The organism is Microtetraspora malaysiensis (assembly GCF_050947145.1).
Taxonomy (GTDB): Bacteria; Actinomycetota; Actinomycetes; order Streptosporangiales; family Streptosporangiaceae; genus Microtetraspora_A; species Microtetraspora_A malaysiensis.
In genome coordinates this window covers 2,883,050-2,904,832 of record NZ_CP191998.1, presented here as the reverse complement: position 1 = coordinate 2,904,832, position 21,783 = coordinate 2,883,050, and the positions used below count along the sequence as shown (strand labels likewise).

19 protein-coding genes, 4 tRNA genes, 2 pseudogenes and 1 riboswitch are annotated in these 21,783 nt (G+C 70.1%); of the genes and pseudogenes, 15 read left to right on the top strand and 10 right to left on the bottom strand.

The annotated features are described in order from the left end of the window. Nucleotides 1-29: 29 nt before the first annotated feature. Both pgeF and glgA read right to left on the bottom strand, forming a co-directional pair. Nucleotides 30-740: a peptidoglycan editing factor PgeF gene (gene pgeF / locus ACQP1V_RS13865; RefSeq protein ID WP_433422766.1), complete on the bottom strand. Its 711-nt coding sequence runs from the start codon at nt 738-740 to the stop codon at nt 30-32. Between the two features lie 79 nt (nt 741-819). Continuing rightward, the gene (glgA, locus tag ACQP1V_RS13860) at nt 820-2,007 is read right to left on the bottom strand and encodes a glycogen synthase (RefSeq protein WP_433422764.1); all 1,188 of its coding nucleotides are present in this window, start codon (nt 2,005-2,007) and stop codon (nt 820-822) included. A gap of 73 nt (nt 2,008-2,080) precedes the next feature. On the opposite strand from glgA, the gene glgC reads away from it, so the two are divergent. Next, entirely contained in the window at nt 2,081-3,370 is a 1,290-nt protein-coding gene (glgC, locus tag ACQP1V_RS13855; RefSeq protein WP_433422761.1) for a glucose-1-phosphate adenylyltransferase, read from the top strand. Here the strand turns inward: glgC and ACQP1V_RS13850 are convergent. Continuing rightward, nucleotides 3,357-3,947, bottom strand: a complete 591-nt coding sequence (locus ACQP1V_RS13850; RefSeq protein ID WP_387413329.1) for an Rv1733c family protein — start codon at nt 3,945-3,947, stop codon at nt 3,357-3,359. The genes glgC and ACQP1V_RS13850 overlap by 14 nt on opposite strands. Nucleotides 3,948-4,325: 378 nt before the next feature. Between ACQP1V_RS13850 and ACQP1V_RS13845 the strand changes: the two genes are divergently transcribed. Both ACQP1V_RS13845 and ACQP1V_RS13840 read left to right on the top strand, forming a co-directional pair. After that, a complete protein-coding gene (locus tag ACQP1V_RS13845) occupies nt 4,326-4,676 on the top strand; it encodes a DUF1330 domain-containing protein (RefSeq protein ID WP_387413327.1) in 351 nt (116 codons plus the stop codon). A 78-nt stretch (nt 4,677-4,754) separates the two neighbouring features. Continuing rightward, nucleotides 4,755-6,320, top strand: a complete 1,566-nt coding sequence (locus tag ACQP1V_RS13840) for a hypothetical protein (protein WP_433422757.1) — start codon at nt 4,755-4,757, stop codon at nt 6,318-6,320. Nucleotides 6,321-6,348: 28 nt separating this feature from the next. Here ACQP1V_RS13840 and ACQP1V_RS13835 read toward each other — a convergent pair whose 3' ends face one another. From ACQP1V_RS13835 to ACQP1V_RS13825, 3 genes are all read right to left on the bottom strand, one after another. Continuing rightward, nucleotides 6,349-7,344: a ribonucleotide-diphosphate reductase subunit beta gene (locus ACQP1V_RS13835; RefSeq protein ID WP_387413535.1), complete on the bottom strand. Its 996-nt coding sequence runs from the start codon at nt 7,342-7,344 to the stop codon at nt 6,349-6,351. Nucleotides 7,345-7,373: 29 nt separating this feature from the next. After that, nucleotides 7,374-9,644: a ribonucleoside-diphosphate reductase subunit alpha gene (locus tag ACQP1V_RS13830; protein ID WP_433422754.1), complete on the bottom strand. Its 2,271-nt coding sequence runs from the start codon at nt 9,642-9,644 to the stop codon at nt 7,374-7,376. Nucleotides 9,645-9,812: 168 nt separating this feature from the next. Further along, a riboswitch (cobalamin riboswitch) is annotated at nt 9,813-10,048 on the bottom strand. A 102-nt stretch (nt 10,049-10,150) separates the two neighbouring features. Further along, nucleotides 10,151-11,080 carry a Bug family tripartite tricarboxylate transporter substrate binding protein gene (locus ACQP1V_RS13825; RefSeq protein WP_387413321.1) on the bottom strand — a complete coding sequence of 310 codons (930 nt, stop codon included), beginning with the start codon at nt 11,078-11,080 and terminating at the stop codon, nt 10,151-10,153. 389 nt (nt 11,081-11,469) lie between these two features. On the opposite strand from ACQP1V_RS13825, the gene ACQP1V_RS13820 reads away from it, so the two are divergent. The 3 genes and pseudogenes from ACQP1V_RS13820 (at nt 11,470) to fmdA (ending at nt 13,647) form a co-directional block, all read left to right on the top strand. Then, complete coding sequence (locus ACQP1V_RS13820; RefSeq protein ID WP_433422750.1) at nt 11,470-11,778, top strand: FmdB family zinc ribbon protein; 309 nt, start codon at nt 11,470-11,472, stop codon at nt 11,776-11,778. Nucleotides 11,779-11,913: 135 nt separating this feature from the next. After that, nucleotides 11,914-12,318, top strand: a pseudogene (locus tag ACQP1V_RS13815) (AmiS/UreI family transporter); the annotation flags it as partial. Nucleotides 12,319-12,394: 76 nt separating this feature from the next. Then, nucleotides 12,395-13,647: pseudogene (fmdA, locus tag ACQP1V_RS13810) on the top strand (formamidase). Between the two features lie 78 nt (nt 13,648-13,725). Here fmdA and glmS read toward each other — a convergent pair. Together glmS and ACQP1V_RS13800 are read right to left on the bottom strand one after the other, a co-directional pair. After that, the gene (gene glmS / locus ACQP1V_RS13805) at nt 13,726-15,543 is read right to left on the bottom strand and encodes a glutamine--fructose-6-phosphate transaminase (isomerizing) (RefSeq protein WP_387413313.1); all 1,818 of its coding nucleotides are present in this window, start codon (nt 15,541-15,543) and stop codon (nt 13,726-13,728) included. An 8-nt stretch (nt 15,544-15,551) separates the two neighbouring features. Further along, on the bottom strand, nt 15,552-15,827 hold the full coding sequence (locus ACQP1V_RS13800; RefSeq protein ID WP_157570398.1) for a hypothetical protein: 276 nt from the start codon (nt 15,825-15,827) through the stop codon (nt 15,552-15,554). A 239-nt stretch (nt 15,828-16,066) separates the two neighbouring features. Between ACQP1V_RS13800 and ACQP1V_RS13795 the strand changes: the two genes are divergently transcribed. From ACQP1V_RS13795 to ACQP1V_RS13780, 4 genes are all read left to right on the top strand, one after another. Further along, a tRNA-Gly gene (locus ACQP1V_RS13795) sits at nt 16,067-16,138 on the top strand. Between the two features lie 38 nt (nt 16,139-16,176). After that, nucleotides 16,177-16,247, top strand: a tRNA-Cys gene (locus ACQP1V_RS13790). Nucleotides 16,248-16,324: 77 nt separating this feature from the next. After that, nucleotides 16,325-16,396 (top strand) — tRNA-Gly (locus ACQP1V_RS13785). Nucleotides 16,397-16,410: 14 nt separating this feature from the next. Continuing rightward, a tRNA-Val gene (locus tag ACQP1V_RS13780) sits at nt 16,411-16,485 on the top strand. Nucleotides 16,486-16,610: 125 nt separating this feature from the next. On the opposite strand, the gene ACQP1V_RS13775 is transcribed toward ACQP1V_RS13780, so the two are convergent. After that, a complete protein-coding gene (locus tag ACQP1V_RS13775; RefSeq protein ID WP_387413311.1) occupies nt 16,611-17,015 on the bottom strand; it encodes a VOC family protein in 405 nt (134 codons plus the stop codon). Between the two features lie 51 nt (nt 17,016-17,066). Between ACQP1V_RS13775 and ACQP1V_RS13770 the strand changes: the two genes are divergently transcribed. Together ACQP1V_RS13770 and ACQP1V_RS13765 are read left to right on the top strand one after the other, a co-directional pair. Then, on the top strand, nt 17,067-17,528 hold the full coding sequence (locus tag ACQP1V_RS13770) for a MarR family winged helix-turn-helix transcriptional regulator (protein ID WP_433422746.1): 462 nt from the start codon (nt 17,067-17,069) through the stop codon (nt 17,526-17,528). A gap of 43 nt (nt 17,529-17,571) precedes the next feature. Continuing rightward, entirely contained in the window at nt 17,572-18,090 is a 519-nt protein-coding gene (locus tag ACQP1V_RS13765) for a signal peptidase II (protein ID WP_387413308.1), read from the top strand. 44 nt (nt 18,091-18,134) lie between these two features. Here the strand turns inward: ACQP1V_RS13765 and ACQP1V_RS13760 are convergent, their stop codons facing one another. Further along, nucleotides 18,135-19,328 (bottom strand): MFS transporter, encoded by a 1,194-nt coding sequence (locus ACQP1V_RS13760; RefSeq protein WP_433422742.1) that lies wholly within the window; start codon nt 19,326-19,328, stop codon nt 18,135-18,137. A 261-nt stretch (nt 19,329-19,589) separates the two neighbouring features. Here ACQP1V_RS13760 and ACQP1V_RS13755 point away from each other — a divergent pair, with 261 nt between their 5' ends. The 3 genes from ACQP1V_RS13755 (at nt 19,590) to ACQP1V_RS13745 (ending at nt 21,440) form a co-directional block, all read left to right on the top strand. Then, nucleotides 19,590-20,096 (top strand): phosphotransferase, encoded by a 507-nt coding sequence (locus tag ACQP1V_RS13755; protein ID WP_433422741.1) that lies wholly within the window; start codon nt 19,590-19,592, stop codon nt 20,094-20,096. 172 nt (nt 20,097-20,268) lie between these two features. Then, complete coding sequence (locus ACQP1V_RS13750) at nt 20,269-20,835, top strand: RBBP9/YdeN family alpha/beta hydrolase (protein WP_433422738.1); 567 nt, start codon at nt 20,269-20,271, stop codon at nt 20,833-20,835. A 92-nt stretch (nt 20,836-20,927) separates the two neighbouring features. Beyond that, nucleotides 20,928-21,440 carry an isochorismatase family protein gene (locus ACQP1V_RS13745; RefSeq protein ID WP_387413302.1) on the top strand — a complete coding sequence of 171 codons (513 nt, stop codon included), beginning with the start codon at nt 20,928-20,930 and terminating at the stop codon, nt 21,438-21,440. Nucleotides 21,441-21,783: the final 343 nt, after the last annotated feature.

Here is a 21,783-nt window from a genome sequence, read left to right as displayed (position 1 = left end):
CGTGATCAGCACACTCCGGGGGCGGCTCCCTATTCGGTGAGCCAGACGTATCCGGCGAACCGGCCGGTGCGCTGATCGCGGCGATAGGAGTAGAGGTCGGGCGTCTCGATCGTGCAGCGGTCGTCGTGCCTGACGTCGGTCACTCCTGCGCGGGCGAGCTGCGCCGCGATGCCCGCCCGGATGTCGAGGGCGGGGGTACCCCACCGCGTCGTGGACCAGGTCTCCGGCACGCGCCCGGCGACCCGTTCCCGCAGATCGTCGGGCACCTCGTAGCAGAGGCCGCAGGCGGCGGGGCCGATCGCCGCGACCATCCGCTCCGGCGCGGCGCCGCGCGCCGCCATGGCCTCGACGAGCGCGCCGACCACCCCAGCCTCGGTTCCGGGGCGGCCCGAGTGCGCGCCTCCGACGACGCCCGCCGCCGGGTCGGCGACCAGGACGGGCGCGCAGTCGGCGACCAGGACCGCGATCCCGAGGCCCGGCCGGTCGGTGAACACCGCGTCCAGGCCGGGCGGGTCCTCGCCGAAGGGCGCGGTGACGTAGGCGACGTCCGCGCCGTGGACCTGCCGCATGAAGACGACCTCGGCCAGGCCGAGGCGCGTCGCCGTCGCGGCCCGGTTCGCGGCGACGGCGGCGGGGTCGTCGCCCACCGCGCCGCCGAGGTTGCACGCGCCGTACGGCTCGGCGCTGACGCCGTCGTGCCGGTCGGTGAAGGTCATTCGGACCTGGTCAATCGCGATCATGGTGCTTCCTTGGGAGTGGAGGGCCGCCGTGTCCGGGGGTGGGCGGGCGCGGGCCGCCCGGAGATGACGCGCCGGCCGTTCACGTGCCGGCCCGCGCGAGCGTCGTGTAGAGGCGGTGGGTCCGCTCGGCGATGCTGCGCCAGGAGAAGTGCTCCACCGCCCTGCTCCGGCCCGCCGCACCCATGGCGGCGGCGCGGTCCGGGTCGGCGAGCAGGAGGCCGACCCGCTCGGCGATCGCGGCCGCGAACGCGCCGGGGTCGTACGGCTCACCGTCCGGGCCCTGCTCGACGGGGACGAGCAGCCCGGTGACGCCGTCGGCCACGACCTCGGGGATCCCGCCGGTCGCGGTGGCGACGACGGCCGTCTCGCAGGCCATCGCCTCAAGATTGACGATGCCCATGGGCTCGTAGACCGAGGGGCAGACGAAGACGGCGGCGTGCGTGAGGATCTGGATCACCTCGGGGCGCGGCAGCATCTCGGAGATCCAGACGACGCCCTTCCTGGTCCTGCCCAGCTCGGCGACCAGGGACGCGACCTCCTCGGCGATCTCGGCGGTGTCCGGCGCCCCGGCGCAGAGCACGATCTGCGCGCCCGGGTCGAACGACCGGGCCGCGCGCAGGAGGTGGACCAGCCCCTTCTGGCGGGTGATCCGCCCGACGAAGACGACGTACGGCCGGGCGGGGTCGATGCCGTGCCGGGCCAGCGCCTCGGTGTTCCGCGAGGGCGCGTACTCGGCGGTGTCGATGCCGTTGTGGATGACCCGCACCCGGTCGGGCGATATTTCGGGATACGCGGTGAGCACGTCGCGGCGCATGCCCTCGGACACCGCGATGACGGCGTCGGCCGAGGCCAGGGCGCTCCGCTCGGCCCAGGACGACAGCGCGTACCCGCCGCCGAGCTGCTCGGCCTTCCACGGCCGGAGCGGCTCCAGGCTGTGCGTGGTCACGACGTGCGGCATGCCGTAGAGCGTCTTGGCGACCTGCCCGGCAAAGTTGGCGTACCAGGTGTGGCTGTGCACCACGTCCGCGCCCGCACACCCGGCGGCCATCTCCAGATCGACGCCGAGAACCTGGAGCGCCGGGTTGGCGGTCTCCAGCCCGCCCGGCACCCGGTACGCCGCCACGCCCACCTCGTCGCGGGGGGCGCCGAAGCACCGGACCCGGACGTCGGCGAGCCGGCGCAGCTCGCGCGCCAGGTATTCGACGTGGACTCCCGCGCCGCCGTACACCTCGGGCGGGTACTCGCGGCTGAGCAGATCGACACGCATGGCAGGAGCTTACGGTCGCACCGGCCACATCAAGCCCTGACGTACGGCCGAGTGCATCGGATTCTGCGGTGGTTTGAAGTTTCTCGTCGGGAATCGCAGTGTTTTATACGAGCTTTGGCGGGTTAGGGTCCTGGCTATGAAGGTCCTCGCGATCGTGCTCGCCGGCGGTGAGGGCAAGCGGCTGATGCCGCTGACGGCGGACCGCGCCAAGCCCGCTGTGCCGTTCGGGGGGATATACCGGCTGATCGACTTCGTCCTGTCGAACCTCGCCAACGCCCATTATCTGCAGATCGTGGTGCTGACGCAGTACAAGAACCACAGCCTCGACCGGCACATCTCGCGCACCTGGCGGCTGTCGGCGATGCTCGGCAACTACGTCACGCCCGTGCCGGCCCAGCAGCGGCTCGGTCCCCGCTGGTTCGCCGGCTCGGCCGACGCGCTGTTCCAGAACCTCAACCTGATCTACGACGAACTGCCGGACCACTGCATCGTCTTCGGCGCGGACCACATCTACCGGATGGACCCCCGGCAGATGGTGGAGCAGCACATCGACTCGGGAGCGGACGTGACGGTCGCCGCGATCCGCCAGCCGCTGGCGCTCGCCGACCAGTTCGGCGTCATCGAGACCGACCCGACGAGGCGGCGCATGACGGCCTTCCGCGAGAAGCCGAAGGACGCCGTGGGCCTGCCCGACGCGCCGGACCAGATCTACGCGTCCATGGGCAACTACGTGTTCAAGACGCAGGCGCTCATCGAGGCGCTGCGCGAGGACGCGCTCGACCCCGCCGGCCACCACGACCTGGGCGGCGACATCATCCCGATGTTCGTGAAGTCGGGCCGCGCGGAAGTGTACGACTTCGCCGACAACGTCGTCCCCGGCTCGACCGAGCGGGACCGGGGCTACTGGCGGGACGTGGGGACGCTGGACGCCTACTACGAGGCGCACATGGATCTCATCTCGGCGCATCCGGTGTTCAACCTGTACAACAGCCGATGGCCCATCTACACCGGGCACGACCCGCTGCCGCCCGCGAAGTTCGTGCACAACCAGGGCGACCGGATCGGCCACGCCCTCGACTCGCTGGTGTCCCCCGGCGTCATCGTGTCCGGCGGCACGGCGGTCCGCTCGATCCTCTCCCCCGGCGTCGTGCTCCACTCGCACTCGCTGGTCGAGGACTCGGTGCTGATGGGCTCGGTCAAGATCGGCCGGGGCGCCGTCGTGCGACGGGCGATCATCGACAAGAACGTGGTCGTCCCGGACGGCGCCCGGATCGGCTTCGACCTCGACTACGACCGGCAGCGGTTCGCAGTGACCCGCGGCGGGATCGTGGTCATCGGCAAGAACGAGATCATCGACCGTTGATCCGCCACATCGGCTCGACGACGCTCCACTGCGCCTCCCAGGCGCGGGTGGCCCGCCGCTGGTTCAGCGTACGGGTGGCCAGGACGAGCAGGGTCAGCAGGGCGGCGGCGCCGGTGGGCAGGCCGAGCCCCACCGTCATGGCGGCGACCACGGTGGTCTCCCGGTCCTGGGGCCGCCGGGTGGGCATGCCGCTGCCATCGGTCCAGATCTGCACGACCTCGCCGGCGCGCCTGCCCGGCGGCGCCTCGACGACCCCCGTGCGGTGGGCGCCGTCCGCGACGGTCCATTCCGCCCGGGCGCGCCCGACCGCGACCCCGGAGGGAGACAGCCCGCGCGCCGGGACGTCCTGAAGCAGCGTCGCCCAGGTCAGGTGGCGCGACTGCGCCTGGGCGGCCTCGGTGCGCAGTCCGTCGCCGTACGCCCGGACGCCGAAGAGGACCCCGAGCACGACGGCGACCACCACGCCCATGACGGCGATCAGTCTCACGATCGCCTCGATCCGGTCACACCGGCGGCGCAGTGGATTCCGGTCGAACCCCAGCCATCGAGCGAGCCGGGCGAATGGATTCTGCGACATCTCACACCTCACAGGGTCATTACCGCTGCGAGTCCCGTTTATGCCTATTTAACAAAACTCGATGCGACACGTGCAGGTCCAATTTTCCCATGTTGACCTGCTGTAATCCCGATCTGCCCGTATAGGGGACGGTCGGACATCGCTTCTTGGCGCTATTACCAGGTTTCCGAGACGACCACCGAAGGTCCCCGGAGATGGCCGCCATCGTCGACCGGCTCGCCCCGAACCACCCACGGCGCACACGCACAAGCAGTAACAGCCGCCCCCGTTGGCGGGCCACCGATCGGAAATCGCTTACCTGCCGGGTAATCGCCCTCCGCACGAAGGGCGTGTCAAGATCGGCAAACGCACCGAGCACGACTCAACCGGGAGGACATCATGCCCGCCTACGTCATCGCCCACCTGCGGGAGGCGGCCCCGCACCCGGAGATCGCCGAGTACATCGAGCGGCTCCCCACCACCTTCGAGCCGTACGGCGGCCGCTATCTCGTCCACGCCACCCAGCACGAGGTGAAGGAGGGCGACTGGCCGGGACATGTCGTGATGATCGGGTTCCCGGGGATCGCCGAGGCGCGGGCGTGGTGGGATTCGCCCGCGTACCGGGAGATCGCGCCGCTGCGCTCGCGGCACATCGAGGGCGACATCATCATGGTCGACGGCGTGCCCGAGAACTACGTCCCGACGGCGGCCGTCACCGCCATGCGGGAGGCGGCGGCCCCGCCCGCGTAGGTCAGCGCCTGGAATGACCGCGGCATATCGGCCAGATCGCCGGGACGATCCGGGCCATCCAGCGATACAGTCCGACGAGTGGGAAGATCACGGCCTTTCTGGCGGCTCAATCCGGCAGAGCGGAAACTGTGGGACGCCTATCCCTCGGGAGCCTGGGTCGACCTGCGCGAGAGCGACCGCGACGACCCCTCCGCCGGGGCGAGCTGGGGGCGTGAGCGCGCGGTGCGCGCCCAGGTGATCGCCGCGCTGCTGCTGGGGGCGCGCGAGGGCCGTCCGGGTGAGGTGCCCGGGGTCCGGCTCGCCGGGGCGCGGATCGTCGGTGACCTCAACCTGTCCGACGCCGTCTTCACCCCCAAGCTGCACCTGCTGAACTGCTACATCCCCGGCGCGGTCTCGCTCAACGACGCGCGCACCGGCGGCGTCCGCTTCCGCGGTTGCGACATCCGCAGGTTCAAGGCCGGCCGGGCGGTGATCGACGGGCTGTTCGACCTGGACGGCTCCACCGTGCACGCCGGAGTGCGCCTGGACAACACCCACGTCACCGGCCAGTTCCGGCTGTCCCGGGCCACGGTCGGCACCCCCGAGGACGTCTCGCGCGGCTCGGAGAGCCACCTCGAGGACACGCGGCTCCCGTACAGCCGGGAGGAGGTGGCGGCGCGCGGGCGGACGCGCGGCGACACGGCGCTGTGGGCGGGCGGCCTGGTCGTGGACGGCGGCGCCTTCCTGCGCGGCGTCCGCAGCACGGGGACGCTGCGCCTGATCGGCGCCCGCTTCAACAGCGGGATCTACCTCCAGCGCTCCGTCATCACCTCGGCCGGGCCGTACGCGGTGCACGCCGACCACCTGCAGGCGACGACGGCCGAGTTCAGCGACGGTTTCACCGCCGAGGGCACGGTGCGGCTGCGCGGGGCGCGGATCTCCGGGGTGCTGTCCTTCCACCGCTCCGTGCTCAGGGCCCCGGAGCGGGCGCTGCACGTGAGCCACATGCAGGTGGACGAGCTGATCCTCACCCCGGCCTCGATCGAGGGGGAGGTCAACCTCGGCTACTCGCGCATCGGCGTGCTGCTCGACCGGCCCGACTCCTATCCGGGGGCGGTCAGCCTCAACGAGGCGACATACGAGTCGCTGCGCGGGCCCGCGCAGCTGTCGGACCGGCTGGCCTGGCTGCGGCAGGACCCCGACGGGTACCGGCCGCAGCCGTACGAGCAGCTCGCCGCGTACTTCCGGCGGATCGGGCACGAGTCGGACGCGCGCCGGGTGCTCCTGGCCAAGCAGCGCGGCCGGCGGCGGACGCTCCGGTTCCCCGGCGTCCTGTGGGGCTGGCTGCTCGACGTCATGGTGGGGTACGGCTACCGCCCGTGGCTGGCCGGGGTGTGGGTGGGCCTGCTGCTGGCGCTGGGCACGGCAGTGTTCTCGGCCCACCACCCCTCGCAGATCGGCCTGGACGAGCGGCGCAGCTTCAACCCCCTGCTCTACACGCTCGACCTGCTGGTGCCCGTCAGCCTGTTCGACCAGCGCGGCGCCTGGGAGCCGGTCGGCTGGACGCAGTGGCTGGCCGGGGGGCTAATCGCGGCGGGCTGGGTCCTCGCCACGGCGCTGATCGCCGGGGCCACGCGCGTGCTGCGGCCGTCCGGGCCGTCGTGAGACGGCCCGGACGGGTCGGCGGGACGGCTCAGAACGCCTCGTCCAGGCTGACGTCGCCCTCGACCGCCACCTGGTAGGCCGAGACCCTCCGCTCGAAGAAGTTGGCCAGCTCCTGGACGTCCTGGAGCTCCATGAAGGCGAACGGGTTGGCGGTGCCGTACCGGAGGGGCAGGCCGAGCCGGGCGAGCCGCCGGTCGGCGACGTACTCCAGGTACTGGCGCATGCTGTCGGCGCTCATGCCGCGCAGGCCGTCCCCGCACAGGTCGCGGGCGAAGGCCAGCTCGGCGGCGACCGCCTCCTCCATCATCCGGGTGACCTGGGCGCCGAGCTCGTCGTCGAACAGGTCGGGCTCCTCGTCCCGGACCGTGTCCACGACGCTGAAGGCGAACTCCATGTGCATGGACTCGTCGCGGAACACCCAGTTCGTCCCGGAAGCCAGGCCGCCGAGCAGGCCACGGGAGCGCAGCCAGTAGACGTACGCGAAGGCGCCGTAGAAGAACAGGCCCTCGATGCAGGCGGCGAAGCAGATCAGGTTCAGCAGGAAGCGGCGCCGGTCGTCCCGGGTCTCCAGGCGGGTCAGGTCGTTGACGGAGTCGATCCACCGGAAGCAGAACTCGGCCTTGTCGCGGATCGACGGGATGTGCTCGACCGCGGCGAACGCCTTGGCCCGCTCGTCCGGGTCGGGCAGGTAGGTGTCGAGCAGCGTCAGGTAGAACTGCACGTGCACGGCCTCCTCGAACAGCTGCCTGCTGAGGTAGAGCCGCGCCTCCGGCGCGTTGATGTGCTGGTAGAGGTTGAGCACCAGGTTGTTGGCCACGATCGAGTCGCCGGTCGCGAAGAACGCGACGAGCCGGTTGATCAGGTGCCGCTCCTGCGCGTCGAGCCGGGCCAGGTCGGCCAGGTCCGAGTGGAGGTCCACCTCCTCGACCGTCCACGTGTTCCTGATCGCCGCGCGGTACCGCTCGTAGAAGTCGGGGTACCGCATCGGCCGGAGGGTCAGGTCCATCCCGGGGTCGAGCAACATCGTCGTCACGCTTTCTTCGGTGGGGGCGGTCACTGGCAGGCTTCGCAGATCTCGGGGTTCTCCAGCGAGCACGCCACCGCCGCCTCGGCCGGGACGGTCTCGGCGTTCGCGAGCACACCGGCGGACGCGGCGGGCACGGTCGCGGGCACGGTGGTCTGGCTGATCCGGGTCGCCGGGCGGGAGCGCAGGTAGTAGGTGGTCTTCAGCCCGGACCGCCAGGCGTAGGCGTACATCGACGAGAGCTTGCCGATGGTGGGCGTCGCCATGAAGAGGTTGAGCGACTGCGCCTGGTCGATGTACGGCTGGCGGGCCGCGGCGAGGTCGATGAGCGCCTTCTGCGGCAGCTCCCAGGCCGTCCGGTAGAGGACGCGCAGCTCGTCGGGGATGCCGGGGACGGCCTGGATGGACCCGTCGGCCTGCTTGATGGCGTCGCGCATCTCCCGGGTCCACAGCCCGAGCGCCTGGAGGTCGGCCACGAGGTAGCGGTTGACCTGGAGGAACTCCCCCGACAGGGTCTCCCGCTTGAACACGTTGGACACCTGGGGCTCGATGCACTCGTAGCACCCGGCGATCGACGCGATCGTGGCCGTCGGAGCGATGGCGATCATCAGCGAGTTGCGCAGCCCGGTCTCGGCGATCTTCGCGCGCAGGGCGGCCCACTCGGCGCCGTTCTCCGCGCGGGCCGCATGGCGGTCCGGATAGTGGTCCGGGTGCAGCACGCCCCGGGCGGCGCGGGTCTCGTCGTAGGAGGGGTGTCGCCCGCGTTCCACCGCGAGGTCGGCGGACGTCCCGTACGCGGCGAGCGCGATCTCCTCGGCGATCCGGGCGGAGAGGGCGAGCGCCTCCGGCGAGTCGAACGGCAGCCGCAGCGCGAAGAACACGTCCGCGAGGCCCATCACGCCGAGCCCGACCGGCCGCCACCTGCGGTTGGCCGCCTCGGCCTCCGGCGTCGGGTAGAAGCCCAGGTCGATGGTCAGGTCCAGGAACCGTACGGCGGTGCGGACCGTGGCGCGCAGCCGGGGCCAGTCCACCGCGCGGGCGCCCGCCGGCCCGGTGGTGAGGTGCGCGGCGAGGTTGACCGACCCGAGGTTGCACACGGCGGTCTCGGCGTCGTTGGTCACCTCCAGGATCTCCGTGCAGAGGTTGGACAGGTGGATGACGTTGTGCGGCAGCGCCGTCTGGTTGGAGGTCCGGTTGGCCGCGTCCTTGAAGGTCATCCAGCCGTTGCCGGTCTGGGCGAGGGTGCGCATCATGCGGCCGTACAGCGTGCGCGCCGGGATCTGCCGGACGTACCGCCCCGCGCTCTCGGCGGCCCGGTAGGCGGCGTCGAACTCCTCGCCCCACAGGTCGGTCAGCTCGGGGACCTCCTTGGGGTCGAACAGCGACCACACGCCGTCCGCCTCGACCCGGCGCATGAACTCGTCCGGCACCCAGTTGGCCAGGTTGAGGTTGTGGGTGCGGCGGGCGTCCTCGCCGGTGTTGTCCCGCAGCTCCAGGAACTCCTCGATGTCGGCGTGCCAGGTCTCCAGGTAGACGCAGGCCGCGCCCTTGCGCCGCCCGCCCTGGTTGACCGCGGCCACGGAGGCGTCGAGCGTGCGCAGCCACGGCACGATGCCGTTGGAGTGTCCGTTGGTGCCCCTGATCAGCGAGCCCCGGGCCCGGATCCGGGTCCACGCGACGCCGATGCCGCCGGCGTACTTGGACAGCCGGGCCACCTGGCCGTACCGCTCGTAGATGCTCTCCAGCTCGTCGCGGGGCGAGTCGAGCAGGAAGCACGACGAGAGCTGCGGGCGGCGGGCGCCCGAGTTGAACAGCGTGGGCGAGCTGGGCAGGTAGGCCAGCGTGGACATCAGCCGGTACAGCTCGGCCGCCTCGGCCACGCCGGACCGGTAGGCCAGGCCGCAGGCGACGCGCAGGAGGAAGTGCTGCGGGCGCTCCAGGACCCGCCGGGTGACCGGGTGCCGCAGCAGGTAGCGGTCGTACACGGTGCGCAGGCCGAAGTATTCGAACCGCTCGTCCGCCGCGTGGTCCACGAGCGCGTCCAGTTCCCCGGCGTGCCGGGCGACGAACGCGGCCAGCTCGTCGTGGACCAGGCCCGCCTCGTGGGTCGCGGCCACGGAGCGGGAGAAGCCGGAGTCGCCGGTCACGCCCTGTCCGGCCGCCTCGTCGGCGATCAGCGCCGCCAGCAGGCGGGCCGCGGCCTTCGAGTTCTCCGGGTCGGTGACGACGCGCGCCGCGGCCTCCTCGATGGCCGCCCATCGGTCCTCGATCCCCGCATCCGCGATCGTGGCCAGTGTCACGTGATCTCCCCTCCCGAGTCGGAACCCCGTCAGGGGCCTCGGCGGGCGGGCATACGCGTCGGAGCGGGCGGGCTCGCGCCAGGGTCGCGCCGGACATGATCAGATCTGGCGCGTCGCTCGTCGGCGGGCCCTCCCTCGAGGCCCGGCACAACACGCGCGGACGTCGGATCCGCGCGCACGTCGCCGGCAGGTCTTCGGACTCGCGGGCGTGGCGCGGCCGGGCCGATGGGTACGGCTCTCGCGCGCCGGTTCTACTGGCCGTCGCTTCCCGGGCCGGCGGGCGGCCCAGTGCTCGTGTGACGGCGGTCGTTCCCGCTCACCGCTGCGGGGCAGTCCCGGACTCACACCGGGTTCCCTCTTGCCTCACCCCAGGCACGGGGTGAACCAGCGACGTGGAGGATCCTACATCTAGTGCCGGTTCTCGCAACCACCACAAGAAATTGTGTCGATACGGGGGACCGGTCCCGGATGGCTCGCGTTCCGCCCGATCGCGCGGGCCGCGGCGATCAGAGGAACCCGAGCTCCCGGAGGACCGTCTTGGCGCGGCGCTGCTCGGTGCCCAGCCACTGGCGGAAGTCGGCGCCGTCGAGGTACATCGGCGTCCAGCCGTTCGCGCGGCAGGCCTCCGCCCAGCCGGGCTGGTCGGCGACGGCACGACACAGGTCGAGCAGCCGCTCCCGCTCCCGCTCGGGGAGACGACCGGCCCCGAGCAGCCCGCTCCAGTTGGCGTAGTGCGTCCGCACACCGGACTCCTTCAAGGTCGGCGCGTCCACGCCGTCCAGGCGTTCCATCGACGAGACGACGAGCGGCCGCACCTGCCCGGACCTGATGGGGGCGGCCAGCTCCGTACGGCCGCCGACCCCGGCGACGACGCTGCCCTCGGCCACCGCGGCGAGCATGTGGGAGAGGTCCGGGAACGCCGCGTAGTTGAGCCTGCGGGCGTCGACGCCCAGCCCCTGGGCGGTCAGCCCGTAGAGCACGTGGTCGAGGCCGCCGGTGTCCCGGCCGGCCAGCCGCAGCCGCCCGGGGTCGCGGATCAGGGCCGCGGCCAGGTCGTCGAAGGTGCGGAAGCGGGAGTGCGGCGCGGTGACCAGCACCATCCACTCCCCGGCGAACCTGGCCAGCGGCGACGTCCGCTCGACCAGGGTGCCGGTCCCGTTCACCGCGGCGAAGTCGACGAGGGCGGAGCCGACGACCATGAGCTCGCCCGAGGCGGGCCTGGTCACGTATCCGGCCAGCGCCCGCGCCCCGGTCTCGCCGCTGCGGGTGCGGATCTCGATCGGCCCGGCGAGCCGCTGCCGCTCGATGAGGCCTTTCAGCTCCCGGGCGAACGGTCCCCCCTGTGTCGCGACCTGGGCGGGGACGAACAACGAGATGGGGCCGCCGGTCCACGGCCGGCGGCTTCCGCAACCGGCGACCAGAGGGAGCAGACCCATCCCCAGAGCAAGAAACGCGCGGCGCCTCACGTCGGTACCCCTCCCCCGAGAGTCCCTGGCACGGCCAGCGTACGACCTGTCACGATTAGTAATGAAATGTCGGAATCCCCGGGAGGATCGACGCGGGAGGGCGGGGGCGCCCGGGGCCCGGAGAATCGCAACCAGGAAATTGGAAAAACCCGCACAGGAAACCCCGAGACACCGCAACACGCGACATTCTCCGAGCAATCAAAACTTCCGCGCAGTTCAACGATTATTGACCAAACCATCGGCGACCAGGCACCACGCTAGACGATCACGATATTTATCGTGACACATAACTTTTTATCTAGGTTGTCGGGGTATGTATGGCCACACTGGGGGCCGTTCGTCCGGTTTAGAGGGTGCGCATGGCGATTTATGAATATCTGTGCCCGGAGTGCGGGCCGTTCGACGTGTCCCTGCCGATGGGGACCGCGCCGCAGGCCCGGAACTGCGCCGCCTGCGGCGGAAAGGCCCGCCGCCGCTACTCGGGACCGAACCTGAGCCGGGTGCATCCGGCGCTGGCCGCCGGACTGGCCGTGGAGGAGCGCAGCAGGGAGGCACCCGAGGTCGTCCGCCGGCCGGACGCGAGGTCCGGCGGCGCGCGCGAGGGCGCCCCCCGCGCGGCCTCCAAGCGGCCGGCCCGGCCGCCGCACCCGGGGCTTCCCCGGCCCTGACCAGCCGCGATCCCGTGCGGTTCCCCGGACGGCACGGCCGGCCCCCGGGACCCGATCCCGCCCCGAGCGAGCCGAACGGAGGCGGCGCCCACCGCGCCCTCGCCGTTTCTCACCGGCGCCAGGAGGTGCGTCCCGATGGGAGATGTCGGACTTCTCTACGTCGGCGCGGTGCTTTTCATGAACGGCCTGATGCTGCTGGGCCTGGTCGAGGCCCGGGCGGCCGCCATTTTCAACCTCTTCGTCGGAGGGCTCCAGGTGGTCACGCCCACCTACCTGATCATCGCTGCGGGCGGAGGGACGAAGGAGATTCTGTCCGCATCGGGGCTGTACCTTTTCGCGTTTACCTACCTTTATGTGGGAATCGGGCTTCTCGGGGGATTCGACACCACCGGCGTCGGGTACTTCTCGCTTTTCGTGGCCATCATGGCGCTGGGCTATTCGTACGCGAACTTCCGGATCCTGGGCGACCCGCCGTTCGGCGTGATCTGGCTCTACTGGTCGTTCCTGTGGTTCCTCTTCTTCCTGCTGCTCGGCCTGAAACGCGACCACCTCGCCGGCGCACACCCATCCGCGTGGCCGGGACCGTCCCGGCGCGATCCACAGAGAGGACCCGGCAATGCCGAAAGTCGTGTTCAGCATCGACCAGTCGAAGCCCATGAGCGAGCAGGACGTGCCGGGGCACAACCGCTGGCACCCGGACGTCCCCCCGGTCGCCACGGTGCGCCCCGGGGACGAGTTCCGCGTCGAGTGCCGGGACTGGACCGACTGCCAGGTGGGCAACAACGACTCGGCCAACGACGTACGCGACATCGACCTGACCAAGGTCCACATGCTGAGCGGGCCCTTCGCGGTCGAGGGAGCCGAGCCCGGCGACCTCCTGATCGTCGACATCATGGACCTCGGCCCGATCCACTACCCGGAGCGGCTCGGCGCCGTCCCCGGCCAGGGCTGGGGATACACCGGCGTCTTCGCCCGGGCGAACGGCGGCGGCTTCCTGACCGACTACTTCCCCGACGCGTACAAGGCGATCTGGGACTTCCACGGCATCCACGCGACGTCCCGCCACATCCCCGGCGTACGGCACACCGGGATCACCCACCCCGGGCTGTTCGCCACGGCGCCCTCCGCCGAGCTGCTCACGCGATGGAACCGCAGGGAGCAGGCGCTCATCGACACGGACCCCCGGCGGGTGCCGCCGCTGGCCAACCCCCCGGACCCGAGCAACGCCGTCACCGGCACCGCGACCGGCGAGGTCGCCGCGCGGATCGCCCGCGAGGGGGCCCGGACGGTCCCGCCGCGCGAGCACGGCGGCAACCAGGACATCAAGAACCTCACCCGGGGATCGCGGATCTTCTTCCCCGTTTTCGTCAAGGGGCCAACCTCTCCGTCGGCGACCTGCACTTCAGCCAGGGGGACGGCGAGATCACCTTCTGCGGCGCGATCGAGATGGGCGGCTTCATCGACCTCCACGTCGACCTGATCAAGGGCGGCATGGCCAAGTACGGGGTCACCACCAACCCGATCTTCATGCCGGGCAACGTCGAGCCGCGGTACTGCGAGTTCCTGACGTTCGTCGGCATCTCGGTGGACCACGACACCGACACGAACCACTACCTCGACGCGACGGTCGCCTATCGCAGGGCGTGCCTGAACGCGGTCGAGTACCTGAAGACGTGGGGATACACCGGCGAGCAGGCGTACCTGCTGCTCGGGTCGGCCGCGATCGAGGGGCGGATCAGCGGGATCGTGGACATCCCCAACGCGTGCTGCACGCTCTACCTGCCGACCGAGATCTTCGACTTCGACCTGCGGCCGACCGCCGAGGGCCCGGTCAAGAAGGACCGCGGGCAGTGCGCCGTGACCTCCTGACCCCGCCCGGCCGCACCGTACGGCTCCCGCCCCGGGATCGGGGCGGGAGCCGTGTTCACGCGGGCGGCGCGGGGACGCCTACTCGACGGTGACGCTCTTGGCCAGGTTGCGCGGCCGGTCCACGTCGCGGCCGAGCGCCACGGCGGCGTGGTAGGCGAAGAGCTGGAGCGGGATCGTCAGCAGGATGGGGTCCAGCTCCGTCTCGTTCTTGGGCACCACGACGCAGTCGTCGGCCGCATCCGCCGCCCGGTGGCCGATCATCAGGATGCGCCCGCTGCGCGCCCGGATCTCGCCCAGGGTGGTCAGGTTCTTGTCCAGCAGCTCGTCGTCGGGGACGATCGCCACGGTCGGCATGTCCGGGTTGATCAGCGCGAGCGGCCCGTGCTTCAGCTCGCTGGCCGGGTACGCCTCGGCGTGGACGTAGGAGATCTCCTTGAGCTTCTGCGCGCCCTCGCGGGCCACCGGGTATCCCCGGACCCGGCCGACGAACATCATGCTCGGCGAATGGGCGTACTTCTCGGCGAGGGTCTTGATCTGCTCGTCCAGCTTGAGGATCTGCTCGATCTGCTCGGGCAGGCGGCGCAGCCCCTCGCAGATCCGCCGGCCGTCCGCCGGGGACAGGTCGCGCACCCGCGCCAGGTGCAGCGCGAGCAGCGCGAACGACACCGCGGTCGAGGTGAACGCCTTCGTCGAGGCCACCGACACCTCGGGCCCCGCGTGCAGGTAGAGCCCGCCGTCGCACTCGCGGGCGATCGCGCTGCCGACCGTGTTGACGATGCCCAGCACCCGGCCGCCCTTGCGCTTGAGCTCCTGGACGGCGGCGAGCGTGTCGTACGTCTCCCCGGACTGGCTGATCGCGACGTAGAGCGTGTCCGGTTCGACGACCGGGTTCCGGTACCGGAACTCCGAGGCGGGCTCGGCGTCGGCGGGGATGCGGGCGAGCTCCTCGATCAGCTGCGCGCCGATCTGCCCCGAGTAGTACGCCGACCCGCAACCGATGATCTTCACCCGCCGGAACGACCGGGTCTCCCTGGCGTCCATGTTGAGCCCGCCCAGGTGGGCGATGTGGAAGCGGTCGTCGATCCGGCCGCGCAGCGTGCGGGCGACCGTGTCGGGCTGCTCGGAGATCTCCTTCAGGAGGTAGTGCTCGTAGCCGCCGTTGTCGTAGTGGCCGGTGTCCCAGTCGACCGTGAAGGGCTCCTTGGCGGTCTCCCTGGCGTCGCTGGTGAAGGTGTGGAAGCCGTCGGCCCGCAGCACGGCCAGCTCGCCGTCCTCCAGGTGGACGACCTGCCGGGTGTAGCGCACCAGCGCGGCGACGTCGGAGGCGGCGAACATCTCCTTCTCGCCGATGCCGAGGACGATGGGGCTGCCGTTGCGGGCCACCACGATCTCGCCGGGCCGCTGCGCGTCGATCACGGCGATGCCGTACGTGCCGACGATGCTCTTCAGCGCGCGGCGGACGGCGTCATCGAGGGAATCGGTCTCTTTGACGGCCCGCGCGATGAGGTGGCACAGGACCTCGGTGTCGGTCTCGCTCTCGAAGGTGACGCCCTCGGCCTCGAGCCGCTGGCGGAGCGCGTCGGCGTTCTCGATGATGCCGTTGTGCACGACCGCGACGCGCTGCTCAGGGTCGAGGTGCGGGTGTGCGTTCACGTCGCTCGGCACGCCGTGCGTGGCCCACCGCGTGTGCCCGATGCCGCACGCGCCCTTGAACCGGGCCGGCACGGCCTCCGCCAGGTCGGACACTCGGCCCTTGACCTTGCGCATCTTCAACGACTTGCCGTTGACCACGGCGAGGCCCGCGGAGTCGTACCCGCGGTACTCCAGCCGCTGGAGACCTTCGAGCAGGATGGGGGCCGCGTCCTTCGGCCCTACATAAGCGACGATTCCGCACATATCCGCTCCTATCCGTAGACGATCCGGCGGAGCTGACGTAGAGACAGCTCCGGTGCCGCGACGCGCCTTCCCGAAAGCTCGGCCGAGATCCTCGGGAAGATCTTGTCGTTGGAGAATCCCTTCGACTGGAGCTCACCGTGGCGGCGTCGCACGTACTCGTCCACGGGCTCGCCGAAGTAGGTGAGCACGTCGGCCACGACTCGCGCCGCCTCCCCGGGACCGAGCGCGGTCGTGCGGGTCAGGTGAGCGATGAGGTCCTCATGGGGATGCCGCTGCGTCGACACAGAGCAGGACCTTACGGATGGGAGATGGACAACTCCAAGTTTCATGCCCGAAATCGGGCAGGAATCAGTATCTCAGAGCGCTCCGCGATCGCCATGGCCGGGTTCTCGCTCGGCTCTCCCTTTCTTCCCCGACACGCGGAGCCGTACCCGAACCGGCCCGGCCGTCCGCCGACCTTGCACGGGCAGTGGCCGGAAGGCGATAGAGTCTTCCGCGTGGCCGGGACTTCTCCCGGAAACACGCGGAAGTGGCTCAGTGGTAGAGCATCACCTTGCCAAGGTGAGGGTCGCGGGTTCGAATCCCGTCTTCCGCTCGGTTTACCGGCGGCACCTCGGTGCGGCCTGTGATCCTGGTGGAGTGGCCGAGAGGCGAGGCAGCGGCCTGCAAAGCCGCGTACACGGGTTCAAATCCCGTCTCCACCTCTAGCGGACGGTACGGGCACTCCGTCTGATCCGCTAAAGTAAAGAAGGCGTCGGCGAGGGAAACCTCAACCGATAGCGCGGAAGTGGCTCAGTGGTAGAGCATCACCTTGCCAAGGTGAGGGTCGCGGGTTCGAATCCCGTCTTCCGCTCGCAGTTCCTGCACGGACGATTAGCTCAGCGGGAGAGCGCTTCCCTGACACGGAAGAGGTCACTGGTTCAATCCCAGTATCGTCCACCATCGTCGAAGACCCCGTACCGCTCAGCGGTCCGGGGTCTTCGCGTTTCTCCCCCACTTCCGTCGTCCCAAACGGATGCGTCCCGGGCCTCAGCGCCAGACGGACGCCGAGGGCGGGGTGAGGCGGGTCAGTAGGACTGGAGCTCGACAAGGTTGCCGTCGGGGTCGCGCAGATGAGCGGTGCGGCAGCCGGGACCCCATTCGGGCCGGAAGGTCGGGGGCACGATCACGGTGCCGCCGTGCCGGACGGCGACCAGCGCCGCCTTCTCGATGTCCTCGACGGTGAGGACCAGCGCCACCATGTCGGGACGCGCGGCATCGACGGGAAGGCGCGGCGCGCCGGTCACGGCGTCCATGAGCGAGCGCTCGAACAGCGACAGCAGGCCCTGGTCTCCGAGGTCCCAGTGGGCGTAGGGCCCGTCCGGCGTCCCCTTGGTCAGGTGCGCGCCGAGAACGCCGGTGAGCAGGCCGTCGTAGAAGCGGAGGCATTCGGCGAAACGGGTGACCAGCAGGCGGGGATAGAGAGCGTCCACGAGAATTCCTTGGTAAGAACTAATAGTTGACAGTGCCCTATAGTTAGCCCTGTGAGCGACGTTCCGCAACTCCCCCCGTCCTTGCTGGACATCACCGTCTTCCTGCTGTCGAAGGTCGGCGTCGCGGGCCGCCGCCGCATGGGCGACGGGCTCAAGGCGTACGGCATCGGGCTGTGGGACCTGGCGGTGCTCGCCGCACTGCGCGATTTCGGGCCCGCCTCGCAGGGCGATCTCGGGGTCCGGCTGGGGATCGACCCGAGCGACCTGGTGGCGGTGATGGACACGCTGGCTCCGCGCGGCCTGGTCGAGCGCACCCGCGACCCCAGGGACCGGCGGCGCTACTCGGTCACCATCACTTCTGCGGGCGTCGCCCTGCTCGACGAGGCGCTGGTCGCGGCGGCCGGGGTGCGCGACGACGTGCTGGCGGCGCTGGACGAGCGGGAGCGGGCGCTGCTGCACGACCTGCTCCGCAAGGCGTTCGCCGGCATCGAGCCGCGCGCCCGCACGACCTGACCATGGCTATGATGCGGGAGATCGCTGATTGGGAGGTGACCTGGTGGCCGGACGCTCGCAGGCGAAGGGACAGCCGCGCCTGTACGTGTGGATGATCGTGCTGGCCGCCGTGGTTCTTGTCGCGGACCAGCTCTCGAAGATCTGGGCGGTTTCCGCCCTCTCCGGAGGAGAACGCGTCACGGTGCTCCCGCGACTGCTTGAGTTCCGCCTGGTGTACAACCCCGGCGCGGCGTTTTCCTTCGCGACGGAGGCGACGCCGGTGTTCGCCGTGGCCGCGGCCGTCGCGGTAGCCGGCATCCTGTACGCGGGGCGACGGCTGCGCTCGGCCGCCTGGACCTACGCGCTAGGCGGGATGCTGGGCGGTGCGACGTCCCATCTGCTCGATCGCCTCGCGCGCTCTCCCGGGTTCGGCCGAGGCCATGTCGTCGATTTCATCGACTATGGCGGCCTCTTCGTCGGCAATGTCGCCGACATCGCGCTCACAGCGAGCTGTGCTCTGCTCGCACTGCTCACTCTGCGTGGAATCCCCCTCGGGGCCGAACCCGTCAGCCAGCGTCTCTGAGAGTTCCTAACAAAACGGTCTTGAGCGCAACGTGTGGAAGTGGATCAAATCGAACGATCGTCCGCGCCCAGCGTGATCGCCGCGGCAATGGTGATGGCGGCTGAGGTGATCGCCGCTGTCGCAGGCCAGCCGAACCACTCGACGGCCGTGGCGCCGAATGCCGTCCCGAGGCTTCCGCCGACAAAGTAGACGAGCATGTAGGCGCTGTTGAACCGCGCGGGTGCTGCGGGGTCGATCGCGAGGATGGTGCTTTGATTCGCGACTTGTGCAGCGAACAGTCCTGCGTCGAACAGCGCTAGACAGGCAAAGGCCGCGGCAGCACTCGGGAGGGCGAACCCGACGATTGCCGCCGCGGCTCCGGCGATCACCAGACCTACGAGGATCACGCGGCGCGCGCCCACGCGATCGGTACACATGCCCGAAACCCGGGTGGCGAGAATGCCGAGGAGTCCAGCAAGTGCGTACATACCGATACGCTCTGCCGAGTACGAGTAAGGGGGCTCCGAGAGTGCTACCGCCAGCCCAGCCCACAGCGCACAGAACGCAAAGAACCACAGGGCGCCACGGGTAGCGGCCACCCGCAACGCCGTGTACCGGACGAACAGGCCCGGAATCGACCTCAGCGTGGCGAGATAACCACGCTCGGCTCCTCCCCGGGTGCCCGGGACCACCAGCAGCAAGCCCACCGCGACGGCCGCACAGGCCGCGGCGAACACCATGAGCATGCCACGCCAGCCGATCACCTCGGCAAGCCAGCCGCCGACGATCCGGCCGACGAGGATCCCCGCCGATATTCCGGCCGTTACGATCCCCAGCGTCGCCGCTCGCCGATGCGGGGACGCGAGTCGGCCGACCACCGAACTGAGGCCCGCGCCAACTGCCGAGCAGGCCCCGATCACGCCGATCGCCGCCCCCAACGCCCATACATTGCCGACGACAGCGCTCAAGAGCAGGGCAGCCGCCAGGCCGCCGACCTGCGCCGACAGCACTCGCCCCGGAGGAAATCGGTCGACCAGAGGGACAAGCAGACCGAGCCCAACCATGTACCCCATCGGCCCGCACGCAAGCGCTACCCCGACCTCAGTGAGCGAGGCTTCCAACGAGTTCGCCACATCGGCGATCGCCGGCTGCAACGGGTAGATCGTCGCTGTCCCGAGCGCAGCCGCAAGCGACATGAACCAGACGACAGGACTGGGCAATTGGCGGTGCTGATCGACACCGGCGAAATCAGTTTTCACGCGCCAACCGTAGGAAGCATCGGTGCAACGATGCTGGCAGGAAACAGACATTGATGTCGGCAAGGACCCGTCCGCGCGCGGCCCTTCGCCGATCAAGGCCGCCCGCCTTTGGGACGATACGAACGACGACTCTGTCTCTCTTCTGGCGAGGGAAAATGGACTCCTTGGCGTACGTCGAATCACCCGAGCCCCATCCCGAGATCCCGCTCGCCGGCGGGGACGTCACCGAAGGGGTCGTGCGCGTCCGTCGCGGGTTTCGTCATGCCGGAAGGGGTTCGGCCCGGCTACGGGTTCTCGGACCAGCCCGGCATGCCGCCCGCGCCGCCCTACCCGGCCGAGGTGGTGGGGCACATGGACTACACGCCGGACAACATCGTTTTCCGGGACGGCAGGGCGGCCGCGCTGATCGATTTCGACGTCGCCAAGCCGGTGGCCAGGGTCGATGAGGTGTACAACGCGATGCTGTACTGGGCGCCGCTGTGCGACCCGGCCGACGCCGACCCGCTGCTGCGGGAGGTGGACATGCCGCGTCGCTGCCGGATCCTCGCCGACGCCTACGGGATGTCGGATGCCGACCGCTCCCGCCTCGTCGAGGTGGCCGTGATCCGGACGCGGCGGTCGTGGTTCTCGATGAAGCAGGCCGCCGAGGAGCAGGGCGGCGGCTGGGCCAGAATGTGGGACGCGGGCATCGGTGACCAGATCGAACGGCGTGCGGCATGGCTGGAACGCAATGCCGCGGCCATCGACGCGGCGCTGAACGCTCCCTAACCTGGACAGGTTCTCGGCCGGTCAGCGGCTGGTGGCGATCACCAGACGGCTTTGCCGTCGTCGGGGCGCAGGCTGTGGTGGCGGGTGGCGGACGCCGAGCATCTCGGCGACCAGGACGAGGCCGCTGCCGACTTGACCCTCACATTGATGTGAACCTATACCGTCGTGCGACATGACGACTGAAGCAACCCGGAAGAAGGCCTGGATCTTCCACGGCTACGCCGCTTCCCCCGAAGATCACTGGTTCCCCTGGCTGGCGAAAGAACTTGACGCTGCGGGCATCCCCACCACGATCCCCGCGCTTCCGGCCTCAGAAGACCCGGACCCCGTCCGGTGGGTTGACGCCGTACGAGCGACTTTGGGGCAGCCCGACGAGGATTCGATCATCGTCGCGCACAGTTTGGGCTGCCTGACCGTGCTGCGGCATTTGAGCACGCTTTCGGGCCCCTGGCGGCTCGGTGCCCTCGTGCTGGTCTCGGGATTCGTCGACCGCTTGCCCGCACTCTCGAACCTGGATTCTTATATCGAGAGTGGCTGCGATGTACGGGGGCTCGGGGAGCACGTCGGTCGACTGACGGTCATCCGGTCAGACGAAGACCCGTTTGTTCCGGCCGGCCACACCGACCGCCTCGCGCGTCTGCTCGGCACCTCCGCGCAGGTCGTTCCGGGAGCCGGTCACTTCCTCGCTTCCGAGGGCATCACTTCGCTGCGCGAGGTTCTCGACGCTGTCACACCGTAATCGGTGGTCGAGAAGTGCGGCCCGCCCGGCAACCGCCGGGCGGGCTCCGCTTCCCTGCCGGTAGCCCGATTCGGCTCGCTACTATGCCGATCATGGACAAACTGGATCCCCGCCGCACCGCATTGCTCCTTATCGACCTGATGACGCGCATCGTCGAGCAGCCCACGGCACCACATTCCGGACCTGCCGTGGTCACCCGCTCCCTTGCTCTCGCCGACGCGATGCGAAAGGCGGGCGGTCTCGTCGTTTCCGTGCGGGTCGAGCGGCCGGGCGTCGCGGAGCAGCCACCGGGCAGCGAGCTGGTGGAAGGGGTGTCCGGCGACCTGGAGATCGTGAAGCGCACCTGGGGCGCGTTCCACAACACCGGGCTGGAGGAGGCGTTGCGTGAGCGCGCCGTCGACACCCTGATCATCACCGGGATCGCCACGAACTTCGGCGTCGAACAGACCGCCCGTTTCGCCGACGAGTTCGGCTTCACGGTGATCGTCCCCGAGGACGCGGTCACCGCACTCGACGCGCACGCCCACGAGTTCGCCTTCGACTACGTCTTCCCGCGTATCGCTACCGTCCGCACGACCGCCGAGGTCGTGGCAGCGCTGGACTGAGACAAGGACGAACCCGAGGTTGATTTCAACGGGCACCCGCCGGGCACGTGCGCCCTGGCGGGGGCCGAGTTTGGGCTTCCGGCCGCCGGCGTGGCAGCGGACAGCGCGCGTGGCGGGGCGGGGCGGAGTCATATTTGTCCGGAAATTTCGGGTCGTCCGATATGCCGAATCCGGGAAGCATTCTGGGCATGCGGGTAATTCAAATTTCCCCTGAATCAGGGCACCCAGAATCGCGAGGTCACCCTCTCATCGGACGGCGGGGGTGACTGCGTCCCCGCTCGGCAATGCGGCCGAGCCGAACGGGTCACCGGGGTGACCTGCGGAGAGCTCCGCCGGCGGGAGC